At 41.0% G+C, this 13,212-nt stretch carries 13 protein-coding genes; 7 read left to right on the top strand and 6 right to left on the bottom strand.

Annotated features, from left to right (window positions below):
- Positions 1-192: SufE family protein (locus tag F1E73_RS15170; RefSeq protein WP_150452407.1), on the top strand; the 192-nt coding region annotated here is incomplete at its 5' end.
- A 57-nt stretch (positions 193-249) separates the two neighbouring features.
- Entirely contained in the window at positions 250-582 is a 333-nt protein-coding gene (locus tag F1E73_RS15165; protein ID WP_086476204.1) for an SUF system Fe-S cluster assembly protein, read from the top strand.
- 247 nt (positions 583-829) lie between these two features.
- Here the strand turns inward: F1E73_RS15165 and F1E73_RS15160 are convergent, their stop codons facing one another.
- The 3 genes from F1E73_RS15160 to F1E73_RS15150 all read right to left on the bottom strand — a co-directional run bounded on the left by F1E73_RS15160 (position 830) and on the right by F1E73_RS15150 (position 3,357).
- Positions 830-1,615 (bottom strand): patatin-like phospholipase family protein, encoded by a 786-nt coding sequence (locus F1E73_RS15160; RefSeq protein ID WP_086476203.1) that lies wholly within the window; start codon positions 1,613-1,615, stop codon positions 830-832.
- 172 nt (positions 1,616-1,787) lie between these two features.
- On the bottom strand, positions 1,788-2,183 hold the full coding sequence (locus F1E73_RS15155) for a DoxX family protein (protein ID WP_086476202.1): 396 nt from the start codon (positions 2,181-2,183) through the stop codon (positions 1,788-1,790).
- 22 nt (positions 2,184-2,205) lie between these two features.
- The gene (locus F1E73_RS15150; RefSeq protein ID WP_150452406.1) at positions 2,206-3,357 is read right to left on the bottom strand and encodes a DNA polymerase III subunit; all 1,152 of its coding nucleotides are present in this window, start codon (positions 3,355-3,357) and stop codon (positions 2,206-2,208) included.
- A 188-nt stretch (positions 3,358-3,545) separates the two neighbouring features.
- Between F1E73_RS15150 and F1E73_RS15145 the strand changes: the two genes are divergently transcribed.
- The 3 genes from F1E73_RS15145 to F1E73_RS15135 all read left to right on the top strand — a co-directional run bounded on the left by F1E73_RS15145 (position 3,546) and on the right by F1E73_RS15135 (position 7,458).
- A complete protein-coding gene (locus tag F1E73_RS15145; protein WP_150452405.1) occupies positions 3,546-4,736 on the top strand; it encodes a phosphoglycerate kinase in 1,191 nt (396 codons plus the stop codon).
- Positions 4,737-4,837: 101 nt separating this feature from the next.
- On the top strand, positions 4,838-6,427 hold the full coding sequence (locus F1E73_RS15140) for a LysM peptidoglycan-binding domain-containing protein (protein WP_086476200.1): 1,590 nt from the start codon (positions 4,838-4,840) through the stop codon (positions 6,425-6,427).
- A gap of 14 nt (positions 6,428-6,441) precedes the next feature.
- A complete protein-coding gene (locus F1E73_RS15135; protein WP_150452404.1) occupies positions 6,442-7,458 on the top strand; it encodes a DUF4837 family protein in 1,017 nt (338 codons plus the stop codon).
- A 262-nt stretch (positions 7,459-7,720) separates the two neighbouring features.
- Here the strand turns inward: F1E73_RS15135 and F1E73_RS18070 are convergent, their stop codons facing one another.
- The 3 genes from F1E73_RS18070 to tatA form a co-directional block, all read right to left on the bottom strand.
- Positions 7,721-7,888 carry a DUF6747 family protein gene (locus F1E73_RS18070; protein WP_317045162.1) on the bottom strand — a complete coding sequence of 56 codons (168 nt, stop codon included), beginning with the start codon at positions 7,886-7,888 and terminating at the stop codon, positions 7,721-7,723.
- 272 nt (positions 7,889-8,160) lie between these two features.
- Positions 8,161-10,668: an OmpA family protein gene (locus tag F1E73_RS15130; RefSeq protein WP_223883461.1), complete on the bottom strand. Its 2,508-nt coding sequence runs from the start codon at positions 10,666-10,668 to the stop codon at positions 8,161-8,163.
- A 573-nt stretch (positions 10,669-11,241) separates the two neighbouring features.
- Positions 11,242-11,427, bottom strand: coding sequence for a twin-arginine translocase TatA/TatE family subunit (gene tatA, locus F1E73_RS15125; RefSeq protein ID WP_086476198.1), 186 nt, complete (start codon positions 11,425-11,427; stop codon positions 11,242-11,244).
- Between the two features lie 199 nt (positions 11,428-11,626).
- Here tatA and F1E73_RS15120 point away from each other — a divergent pair, with 199 nt between their 5' ends.
- Entirely contained in the window at positions 11,627-12,496 is an 870-nt protein-coding gene (locus F1E73_RS15120) for a M23 family metallopeptidase (protein ID WP_086476197.1), read from the top strand.
- A gap of 6 nt (positions 12,497-12,502) precedes the next feature.
- The coding region (locus F1E73_RS15115; protein ID WP_150452403.1) for a GH3 family domain-containing protein at positions 12,503-13,212 on the top strand (710 nt) is incomplete at its 3' end.

Genomic DNA, 13,212 nt, shown 5'->3' with positions numbered 1-13,212 from the left:
AAAGGAATCGTAGCCATTTTAATTAGGGCATTCAGCGATCAAAAACCAAGTGATATTATAGCAGCAGACACCCAATTTATAGATGAAATTGGCTTAAAGGAACATTTATCCCCCACACGGGCTAATGGTCTGGTGAGTATGATTAAGCAGCTTAAAATGTATGCAATCGCCTATCAGACCCAGTTAAATTAAGGCACAACCTTAGGATGGTATCATTGAGAGACCATCCCACCTAAATTTTTTAATACGATGAGCACAGAAACACCCACCATAGACACCCAAGAATTAGGCGAAAAGATAGTTCGTGTCATAAAAACTATTTATGACCCGGAGATCCCCGTAGATATTTATGAGCTGGGATTAATTTATGACGTTTTGGTAAACGAAGACTACGAGGTTAAAATCCTAATGACCCTTACCTCCCCCAACTGTCCGGTAGCGGAATCCATGCCTATGGAAGTTGAGGAAAAGGTGAAATCTATTGACGAGATAAAAGATGTGGAAGTAGAACTAACTTTCGATCCGCCTTGGACCCAAGATTTAATGAGCGACGAGGCCAAATTGGAACTAGGTATGCTCTAGATCGGCCATGCGTAGCATCAATTAACGATAACACCCTCTTAAAATGGTAAACAGCGCCCCAAATATATGATTACATACATTTGGGGCGTTTTGTTTTTTATTCATAGTGGTAGCGAGGACCATTATGCGGACAGCATCCACTCTACCAACCCAATTCCATGCCTACAAGAAAAACTAGCTATGGGTTTTACAGAGAGATGGTCCTCTTAGGGACACCTCAACCAATCATGTTATTTAGAAAATACCACTAATATTCTACAAAGATTTTTTGAAGCTTTGCCAAGGTATGTTCGTAACCAATAGTATAGGCTTTCTCAATCCCTTTCTTATCTAAGATCCCGATTAGTTCTAATGATTGCGGTTCTATAATTAAATCGCACTGCTGTACTTTAGCCCTATTCATGGCATAGATCATTAAGGAAGTGGTTCTATTAGCCAATTGATAAGACGATCTTATCCCCTCCTTACTTAACTGCCTAACGGAAGAAACATTACTCCCAATAATAAAATCGGACTCATCTGCTACATACTCATAGGGAAAGTTATTCATAATACCTCCGTCCGCATATAAGGTGCCATTGATCACAACGGGACTAAAGACAGGAGGCAAGGCCGCAGAGGCCAATAAGGGCATAATAAGCGCTCCCGTAGAGAAAATTCTTTCCTCCCCACGTTGTAGATCCGTGGTCACCACCGACAGTTTCCGCTGCAAGGATTCAAATGTGTTCTCTGGAAAATACTTTAACAACACTTCAAAATACCGATCAGTATCTAAGAGCCCAGGCTTTACTAGGGTCATAAAGTGATATCGGAACAAAGGGGTTTCCTTAAAAAAGCGAAGCATTTCAGAAACCGAATTCCCATTGGCATACATAGCGCCTACTAAGGCCCCTACACTACTGCCACTAACAACCTGGGCTTGAATCCCAAACTCGTTTAAAGCTTGAATCATTCCAATATGGGCCATGCCCTTTACTCCACCTCCAGATAACACCAAGCCAACCGACTTAGTTTTAATTTCCGCCAAATTCATAGTCATGATTTATAAAAGTAGCACAACCGCTCCTCAAAAAGGATAGCGTTTCACCTTCCACAAACTAAGCAATTTTTATGAATTGAACAGCTAAATAAAATGCAACACTAAAGAAACTCCCCCCTTTAACCATAAAGACAAGTAATAAGCATCACAATTAGACTTTAAAGCCCTACTGCAATAGGAACACTAAAAAAACGGTTGGTATAAAGTAGATGGCAATGGTTCTTGCCCCGTCATAGTCCTTGGCAATCCGCTGGCCTAATAAGAGCATCAGGAGCGCAATACAAGCCACTACGGCACCGGCTAAGGCAACGGACTTTCCACCCTCGGTCACCAGCATGTACATTCCCAACAAACACAGGACCCCGGCAACCAACTCTGTTACCAGTACCGTGATCAACAACAAGGGAACCTGGCCTTGAAACGGGGTATCTTTAAAATGTCCCTGTAACCAGGAAATATTTCCCTTCCAGTCCATCATCTTATCAAAGGCACTTTGTACAAAAGTGATAATTAGAAAAAGAAGCAATAAGAGTTCCGTCGCATTATTGGTTAAGGTTTCCATATACAAGCATTTATTTTCGCTATTATGCCGCTTTAGCGTGCAATAAGCGGGTTAGTTTTATAGATAGATCCATTAGAATCAACTTAGCATTACCATTTCTTTCAATGTGATAACTAGCATCCTCCAGTTCTTTCACAATTAAAAGAATATTTCCCTCATGAACAAAAGGTGCAAAATTCTCCAATTTGAAACCTTCTACATGAAATCTCATATAGGCCAAGTCCTTTGCATTGTAATTGATTAATAGCGCTTGTCTCATGACAGAAATACAATAGCTTAAGAACTGTTTTTGTGTTTCCCTACCCGTTTTGGCCACCAGCTCGCTCCACGCTATTAAATCGTGTATAGCCCCTTTATTGCCTTTCGCCCTAAAGGCAGAACGCACCCATTGCACAAACCACTGTTCAAAAACAAGGTCTTCGGAATCATTGTTCATAAAGTCCAATGCCTTGTTAAAATTTCCGTTGGCCTCGTGGGAAATCCGCAATGCGTCTTCCCTACCTACTCCCCTTTCGATTAAGGCTTCTACTATGGCCCCTTCTGCCACTGGAGGAAACCGGAGTATTTGGCAACGCGATAAAATGGTCTGAATAATCTGCTCTTCTTCTTCCGCGATTAGGATTAAAACCGTTTTGTGAGGAGGCTCCTCTATAAGTTTTAATAATTTATTGGCCGTGGCAGTGTTCATTTTTTCCGCCATCCAAATTATCATGGCCTTGTATCCTCCTTCATAACTCTTAAGAGAGAGCTTTTTAACCATCAGTTGGGCTTCATCTACCCCTATTTGCCCCTGCCTATTATCTATTCCTATAGCTTTATACCAATCGAAAAGATTCCCATAAGGCTGTTCTGTTAAAAACTGTCGCCATTCTTCCAGGTAACTATCACTTACTGCATGACTCTTAACTTTAGTGGAATTGGCCACCGGGAAAGCAAAATGAATATCTGGATGGGACAAGGAATTGCATTTTATATTACAGCTGGCATCCCCATTCTCATTTTCACCCCCCGTATTCCCGCAGACTAAATACTGAGCATAACACAACGCCATTGGCAATGTACCACAGCCTTCCGGACCAATAAAAAGTTGCGCGTGCGGAATGCGACCGGCATCGGCACTAGAAGTAAGATGATCCTTAATGTGGTTAAGCCCTAAAATATCCTTAAATTGCATAGGCCAAATATAATGGAATAAAACCAAAATAGGCTTATATAATTGGGCCACATAACTGGCAATTTCTCCCCCTTCATCGCATTGTCAAATTAACAATTCTCCCAGTGGCACGGGTAATTATTAGAGAAAGTATCTTTAAAACATCCTTTAAATCTTTACATTTGCTATTCTATAAAACCAGTAGTCATATGAGAACCATCAACGATTTTAATTTTAAAAATAAAAAGGCATTAATAAGGGTAGATTTTAATGTACCCTTGGATGCCGATCTAAAGGTAACGGACAACAACAGGATTGTTGCTGCAAAACCAACTATATTAAAAGTATTGGAAGACGGCGGGAGTGCCGTACTTATGAGCCATTTGGGAAGACCAAAGGGACAAGCTACCCCAGAGCTTTCATTAAAGCATATTGTAAAAGAAGTTACCCAAGTTATTGGAGTAGACGTTAAATTTGTAGAGAGCTGTGTAGGTCCTGAGGCAGAACAAGCAGTTACCGATCTAAAAAGCGGAGAGGTATTATTGTTAGAGAACCTTAGGTTCCATTCGGAAGAAGAGGCTGGCGATGAGGAATTTGCCAAGCAGCTATCGCAATTAGGGGACATTTATGTAAACGATGCCTTTGGAACGGCTCATAGAGCTCATGCTTCCACTACCATTGTAGCAAAATTCTTCCCGGAAAATAAATGTTTTGGCTTTTTATTAGCCAAGGAAATAGACGCCATAGAAAAAGTAATGCGTACCGGCGAAAAGCCCATTACTGCAATTCTAGGTGGAGCCAAAGTATCCTCCAAAATCACGATTATTGAGAACATCTTAGACAAGGTAGATCATTTGATTATAGGAGGCGGAATGACCTATACCTTTGTGAAGGCACAAGGAGGAAAAATAGGAGATTCCATCTCTGAAGACGATAAAATGGAATTGGCCTTGGAAATCCTCTCAGAAGCTAAGAAAAAGGGAGTGACTGTACATATTCCCGTAGACGTTTTGGCCGCTGATGATTTTGATAAAAATGCCAATACCCAGGTGGTTAATTCTAACGAGATCCCTGATGGATGGCAAGGATTGGATGCCGGACCCAAGACTTTAGAAAACTTTAAGCAGGTAATCCTAGATTCCAAAACCATCCTATGGAACGGTCCCGTAGGCGTTTTTGAGATGGAAGCTTTTGCTAAAGGAACAATAGCAGTAGGTAATTTTATTGCCGAAGCTACTAAGAACGGGGCTTTTTCCCTTGTAGGTGGTGGCGATTCCGTTGCGGCCGTAAAACAGTTCGGTTTTGAGGACAAGGTGAGCTATGTATCTACTGGGGGTGGTGCCATGTTGGAAAGCTTGGAAGGAAAAGACCTTCCGGGAATCGCTGCAATATTGGCCTAAATCCCTCGCTCCAACATATAGGGAAGCAAGCATTTTCACCAGACCCCATTTGGTTTGGTGAAAATGCTCCCATTTTATCAGTTCCCATTAAAAGACAACTCATGAAAGTGACCAAGAATTTCCTATTCAGTATTTTGGGGCTAGTGGCCACCACTACCCTTTCTGCCCAAGAACCAGACTCCATTCCCAACACCCCAAATCCAAATAAAGCGGCAATCATGGAGGTAGACACCACTGCGATGGATATGGAAGGGGTAGAATTGATGGAAAGCATGGATGCGCAGGCCACTATGAAAGACCAACCCTTGGTACGATTAAAAGGTGAAAAAAAATACGACCTACAGGATCTCTTGGAAGCCGCTAAATACGATAGTCTATGGTTAAGGGAACTACACCAAAACGCTATGCTCTTCGACTCCATTTATGAGGATATCTCCAAGATGGAAATAGATACGGTGTACCATTATAAGGTAGATACCGATACCCTAAAAGCAAGATTAGAAAGATTAAACCAGCGCACTCCTTTTAATATTACCTATAATCCGTCCTTAGAAAATGTAATCAATTCCTTTCTAACCCGCAGACGGGGCCTAATGAGTAGAATGCTTACTGCAAGTCAGTTTTATTTCCCCTTATTTGAGCAGGAATTAGACAACCAGAACATTCCTCTGGAACTAAAGTACTTAGCCATTGTAGAGTCGGCATTAAATCCACGAGCTAGATCTAGGGTGGGCGCAACAGGCTTATGGCAATTTATGTACGGTACCGGTAAAATGTATAATCTGGACGTAAGTAGTTATGTGGATGAAAGAAGCGACCCCATCAACTCTACCAAAGCAGCCAGTATGTACCTTAAAAGGTTGCACCGCATTTTTGACGATTGGGATTTGGCCCTAGCCGCCTATAATTCGGGTCCCGGCAATGTAAATAAAGCCATTAGACGCTCTGGAGGGTACAAGAATTATTGGAATATAAGAAGACATCTTCCTCGGGAAACCGCAGGCTACGTACCGGCTTTTTTGGCTACCATGTACATCTTTGAATACGCCAAGGAACACGGATTGGAACCTGAGGTGGTAAATAGGCCTTATTTTGAGACCGATACCGTGCATGTAAAGCGCATGATCACCTTTGATCAAATTGCCGAGTTGGTAGATATCAGTGTAGAAGAATTGGAAGTATTGAATCCGGCCTACAAGTTAAATATCATCCCCTATGTAGAAGGAAAAAATTACAGCCTACGACTTCCTATCTATGCCTTGGGCAAGTTTGTAAACAACGAAGAGGCAATTTACGCCCATGTGGAAAATGAATTAAAGAACCGGGAAAAGCCACTTCCCGAAATGACCTCCACCCAAAACCAAATAAGATATAGAGTAAAAAGCGGGGATTACCTAGGTAAGATTGCCGAAAGATATGGTGTAAGAGTGAGCCAAATAAAAGCTTGGAATGGTTTAAGAAGCAACAATCTGAGGATTGGCCAGCGACTTACCATTTACCCCAGAAAACACCCTAGCACGAGTGTCAGCAGCAGTTCCAAGGTCCATACCGTTAGAAATGGAGACTCCCTTTGGGGCATTGCAAAAAAATATCCGGGAATTAGTATCGAGAATTTACGAAAATGGAACGGTATTAGTGGTAACGATATCAAACCGGGTACAAAATTAAAATTGTGTGACTGTTCCTCGTAAAAATTTATACTACCATGAAAAAAATTGGAATTCTCTTTTTGTCGACATTTTTATTACTGATTTCCTGTAATTCAACTCCAAAGAAAAAATACCAGCCTGAATCCATAGGAGCGATAAATTCCTTGGCAGTAGTAATGGACAATGACTTATGGGAGGGTGCGGTAGGAGACCGTGTTAGACAGCATTTTGCGGCTCCAGTCTTAGGACTTTCTTGGGAAGAACCTCTGTTTACCATTCACCAGATGCCCGCTAAGGTTTTCTCGGGTTCCGTGTTAAGCACCAGATCCGTTTTATTTGTTGCCAAGGACACCCTAAGCTTGGCTCATATTAAAACAGATGTGTACGCCACGCCACAGAACGTAGGTGTTATAAAAGGTACTACCCAGGAGGAAATAATAAAGAACTTGGATGCCAAGGCCAATGAAATGATCAAGGCTTTTAAAAACCTTGAAATTGGGGAAGCCCAAAAACGGTTTCAGATATCCTTGAACAAGGAGAAGGAATTAGAAGAAAAGCTAGGAATTACCCTATCTATCCCCTCCATTTACAAGGTTGGTAAACAGGAAGGCAAGTTTGTATGGATCGATAGACAGATCCAAAAAGGAAGCATGAACATTATTGCCTATGAGGTACCTGGAAACTATTTTAAGAGCGACTCTACCCTGGTGGCCGATATTGTTAGCATGCGCGACTCTATAGGGAAGCAGTTTATTCCTGGGCCCGATGTTCCTGGGAAAATCACGTATATGGTCACGGAGAAAGCTTTCTCTCCCTATGTTTTCCCTGCCGAAATTTCGGATAGGAAAGCCGCTGAAGTAAGGGGAATTTGGGAGATAGAAAATTACCCTATGGCAGGACCTTTCCTTACTTACATCATCAATGACCACAAGAACGATAGAAAAGTGGTGGTAGAAGGCTTTGTATTTGCCCCAGCCACTGAAAAAAGGGATTATATGTTTGAGTTGGAGGCGATTTTAAAAACAATAAAGTTTGTAGACGAACCTAGCCAGCAACAGCAGGCAAGTAGATAAGCCCGGCCCTTTTAGGTGTGTTATCCGCTAACGAAAGGTTAACCTATACATACACTGCTCATTCCACCCTAGGGTTTTAAGCGAGTGCGCATAGATTATTGGGTTCTGCCAAAAGTGTTAGAAAAACTGGGATGGGTGTAGCCTTACGCGCCTGTAGCTTCACGTGCCCCTTCGAAACAATCAGGCCCAAGGAAACACAGGAATTGGGACACCTCTACTGGGAGGTCTACTAAGGCTAAAATCCTATAGGTAAGTACCTTGGTTAGAAACTAAATCCAGTAGCAACCCTATATATAAAGGCGTAAATTACGACTGCTATTAGGAAAAAACAAAACACGGAAAAGGCCTTAAAATATCTTTTTAGAAACAGGTGGGTCCAATTTCTAAAAGCCTCCAAATAGATTTCTTTCAAGAGAAAAACATGTTTCATAACAGCTATATTAGTTAATTGCTCATGCTAATTTTAGAAATGTTAGGCTACTGGGACAACTTATTAGATAAAGTGCCGCATAAAACGGATGAACTAAACTTTATATTGTAATCATTCGACAAACAACATAAGTATTCGTCAAGATGACTAAAACCCTAAAAGTAATCTACAAAGGATAAAATTGATTGTTCCAGGGATGGATCCAGAAATAAAAAGGCCCGCTTTCCAAAAAGAGAACGGGCTATAGAAATTAGTCAATCTGGTTAAACTGATTACATCTTCACAATTATAAATTCGGATCTTCTATTGAGTTCATGTCGCTCTCTGGTACACCAAACCCCATCCTTACATTCGTTCAACAATCGCTCTTCCCCGTAGCCAATAGCACTTTCAATCCGCTCTTCGGAAATTCCTTTGGAAATAAGATAGTCCCGGCTAGACTTAGCCCTCTTGTCCGAAAGATATTTATTGTACACCGCAGGTCCTCTAGAATCTGTGTGCGATTCAATTTTTATAACCATGTCCTTATGATCCATCATTACCTCCACCAACTTATCCAATTCTACCGCGGCATCCTTTCTTATATACGATTTATCAAAATCAAAGAAAATCATGTCCGTTTTAAGCTTACGAACGCCCTCCTCTACCACAATCAACTCTTTTAGCTTCTTCATCGGGATTTCTATCTCCACCACTTCATTGGTCCCGGTCACCACCTCTTTTACATTCTCAAAATACTCAGTTTGGGCAATTTTCACAGTATACTTAGTGTCCGACTCCAAATCCTCAAAAACAAAGGTGCCATCGCTAGCAGTAATTACCTCCTTCAATTTAATATTGTTTTCATCTAACAAGGTCACTAAGGCATTGGGCATTAACTCCCCGGTAATTTGCTCTACAACCGTACCAGCAATTGCATTGTATACGGTTTTCTCTGGAATCAACCTTTCAAATCCGTAGAGATCATCGTCCCCTTTTCCACCATTTCTATTGGAGGCAAAATACCCCTTATTGTTGTTTTCATTTACTATATAGGAGAAATCGTCCTTTTCACTGTTTATAGGCCTTCCTAGATTCACAGCATCCATGAATCCGCCATCTTCCTCCAATACGGCTTCATACACATCCAATCCGCCCAGTCCTACATGACCATCGGAAGAGAAGTACAGTTTTTCATCTGTCACAAAAGGAAACATTTCCTTCCGTTTGGTATTGATCTTAGGGCCCAGGTTCTTGGGTTGGGAATACTGGTTGTTTCCCAGCACATCCACCACAAAGATGTCTGTCTCCCCCATACTTCCCGGCATATCCGAAACAAAATACAGTTTCTTACCATCAGGACTCAATGAGGGATGCCCGGTGGAATAGGAATCACTATTAAAAGGCAACTCCCTTGCTTCTCCCCACTCCCCGTTTACCTTATTGGAAACATAAATTTTTAAATGATTCATACCATTTTCATCCCTTCGCAACTTCCTCTTATAGTTATTGCGGGTAAAGTACATAGTGGTATTATCGGGAGAAAAAGTTACGGAAGCTTCGTGATATTTTGTGTTGATATTCTTGGATAATTTAATGGCATTCCGCAATTCTTGGGACTCCTCATTGATATTTGCCAAATAAAGGTCCAAGAATGGCTGGTTATTCCATCCATACCGCCTAGTAGTAAAGACTGAAGAATCTCTTGAGGAAGCAAAAACCATTTTATCTTCCTTATAAAACATGGGTGCAAACTCCGAATATTCGGTATTTATAGACAAATTCTTCAAAATAGCGTTGTCATCGGCTGAAAGGATTTTATCTAAAACCACTTCATTTGCATTGGCCTCCATACTGGTATCCTCCTCTTCTACCGTCTCATTCTTTGTGGCCCTATTATACAATCGCATCATGCGTTTAGCCCTACCATATTTACCAGCTCCTTTAAGAGTATGCGCATATTTAAAAAGGTACTCTGGCCTCATATCGGCCTTATACGTTTTGTACAATTGATGGTACCAATAATAGGCACGTTCCATATTGGTGTTAAAATAATGAGCGTCTCCAGCTTTCTGAAATATTTCTAAACTACTGACATCGGGAGTTTTTTCCAATCCTTTTTCGTAAAGCTCAGCAGCCTCCGCATACCTCATCTGGTCAAAATAGGTATTTGCCTTATTTATCCAAGAATTACTTTTAACCGGACGTATTGTCAAAACGGAGGGGGTGGAGTTCCCGCTGGCTGTCACGTTTTCATAACTCACAATTTCTAAAGGTGCCGCCTCCACAACCTTAGCGCTTATTGGTTTCTTTTCACGCGAAACAAGGGTATTAGCGGCTGCTGGGCCTTTGGAAGGGGGAATAATCAACACCCAAACAGTCTTATCATAAGTCTGATTGATATTGGTTTTACATGCCTCCAAAGCCTCTTGCCAGGTGTCAAATCTTTTAAGGTATAGATAGTTCAGCTGATCTTCCGGATTAAATAAAAATCCCGCTTCAAAACCCTTTTTCCTTAGTTTTTCCAGGTTTTTAGCTAAATACCCCTCATTACTATATATGTTACTGATAATGTAATAACCCGGTGTTTGGATATACGTATTTGAAAACCGCTTGATATTTATTTTATGTAGCCTAAAGGCAGCCTCCATTTTATCGGTATCCCCAAGAGGCGCCATTTTGGATGCCAGGATAGGGCTATGACTGGTGGGGATAGTTACAGCTTGCTCCTCTTCACTCCCCGTTATTCTTTCTTTATTATCCTGACCATAGGTAAGGGTCGCAATTAATAAAAATAGCAAGGGTAAATAATTTTTTATATTTATAAGAGTAGTCCGCAATACAATTAGTTGTTAAGAGCTTAAGCAGTTGAAACCTGTAAAATTCAACTTCGGTTTCCTCAAAAAGGGAAACACCAAACCCATTAATATCATAAGAACGTCAAAACTAGACGCCCTAGTACGGTTTGAAAATTATTTGTTGTGAACACTGTAATTTCCATGGTGTAACCTTGGTTTCATACGCTTTAACAGCGCATCCAAGTAGATTTACCCAAGCTTCTAAGCTTGCAGGAAGATCAAATAAGAAATAAATAAGGATAATAAAGGGTACTTAAGATTTAAGTACAGAACTTGGATAATAATATAAATGACGTCTATGGAAATTAACTAGAAACCTTGTTTTACATGTTTCAGTTCCTTGCGCCTAGAATTCACGGTTCATTTAAGGATTGTTAGAAATCCGCTGTGGGAAGTACGGCGCCATCAAGCGTGATGGCTAAAGAATAAAGAAGGATTGGTGTGAGCTATGCAAATCAACCAAATAAAAAAACACCCACAAAAGCAGGTGTTTTATATATAAAATGGCGTCTCCTATTAGTTCTCTTTTTTGTCTTCCAAGACTTCATCATCTTTGGAAGCATCCTTAAACTCTTTAATACCACTACCCAATCCGCGCATTAGTTCCGGTATTTTCTTTCCTCCAAATAGTAGTAGGACAACCACCACTATCAATATGATTTGAGGGGCGCCAATTGCTAAAAATGTGTTTAATGTGATCATAGTAAGATGATTTATTAGAAACAAAGGTACTAAAAAAGATGTTAGTAGCCTGTTAATTTTAATCGCTAAAATATATTTTAATTCTTACAAAGCAGAATATATTTTGTGAAAGAATACTTTTGTGGTGAAATCGCAATTACCTATCAAAATTTATACTAAAGATAATTAAAGTTAATTTGTAAGCTTATCTTTGTTTATTATGGCCAAAAAAAAACAAAAGAGAAAGGAAATTAAGAGAAAGCTTCTGCACAAGTACCGCTTGGTCATCCTTAACGAGAGTACTTTTGAAGAAAAGATTTCATTTAAGCTCAACAGAATGAATGTTTTTGTTACGGGCTCCTTGTTTATTATAGGCCTCATCGCCTTCACCACACTCTTAATCGCCTTTACCCCGCTGCGGGAGTATATCCCCGGTTACTCCTCCACCAAGTTAAGAAGACAGGCTACAGAGCTTACCTATAAAACTGACTCTTTGGTGACGGTCCTAAATTATACCAACAGGTATTTAGATAACATTCGGAAAGTATTGACAGGCGACATTGAAAATAATGAAATTAACCGCGACTCCTTGTACGAGCAGTATAAGATAGACCCTTCTACCATTGATCTCAACCCCATTAGGGAAGATTCTTTACTAAGGGCGCAGGTGGCTAGGGAGGACAAATACAATTTATTTGAAAGAAATCTTAACAGTCCGGGAAGGGTATTGTTTACTCCCCTGAGCGGGACCATCTCACAAGGATTTAATCCAGAATCCAAGCATTATGCCGTAGATGTTGTGGCCCCCACAAATAGTCCGGTGAAAGCAGTGGCCAATGGAACGGTGATTTTCGCGGAATGGACCGCCCAAACAGGTTATGTTATTATATTGGAACACGCAGACGGACTCCTTAGTGTATACAAGCATAACGGCTCGCTGAACAAGGAGCAAGGCGATATTGTTCGCGCTGGGGAAGTGGTTGCCTCTGTTGGCAACACCGGGGAGTTCACTACCGGTCCCCACCTTCACTTTGAACTGTGGAGTGACGGAAGTCCGCTAAACCCAATGGATTTTATAGATTTTAAATAGTAAAGAATGAGTTTAAAGTCCTTAGCTGCCAAGATATTTGCCAAAGTGGTTGCAAGAAAAACTGCAAAATGGGTAGAAAACCCAATAGCAACTCAGGAAAAAGTTTTTGCCTCCCTTATAGGGCAGGCAAAGGATACTGTTTTTGGGAAAGACCATAATTTCTCCCAAATTCAATCGCACGCCGATTTTGTAAAGCACGTTCCCATAAGGGACTACGAAGAAGGCAAGGCCTATATAGAGCGGGTTATTGCTGGAGAAAGCAATATTGTATGGCCTGGAAAACCCACCTATTTTGCCAAAACATCGGGGACTACTTCCGGAGCCAAATTTATTCCCATTACCAAGGAATCCATAAAACACCAAGTAGAAGCATCCCGCAACGCCATCCTAACCTACATACACGAAACGGGAAGGGCCGATTTTGTGGACGGAAAAATGATTTTTCTACAGGGAAGTCCGGTAATGAAGGAGCAAAACGGCATTAAAATAGGAAGGCTCTCGGGGATTTCTGCCCATTATGTTCCCAATTACCTACAAAAGAATCGTCTTCCCAGCTGGGAGACCAATTGCCTGGAGGATTGGGATACTAAGGTATCCGAAATCGTAAAAGAGACCGCCCAAGAAGATATGACCGTTATAGCGGGTATTCCCTCTTGGGTGCAAACCTATTTTGAAAAGCTGAACGCTACTACTGGTAAAAAGGTGGGTGAACTCTT

This window comes from Arenibacter lacus, from assembly GCF_008711145.1.
Taxonomy (GTDB): domain Bacteria; phylum Bacteroidota; class Bacteroidia; order Flavobacteriales; family Flavobacteriaceae; genus Arenibacter; species Arenibacter amylolyticus.
Note: the sequence above shows the minus strand (reverse complement) of the source record. Positions and strands in the feature narration are given on the sequence as shown.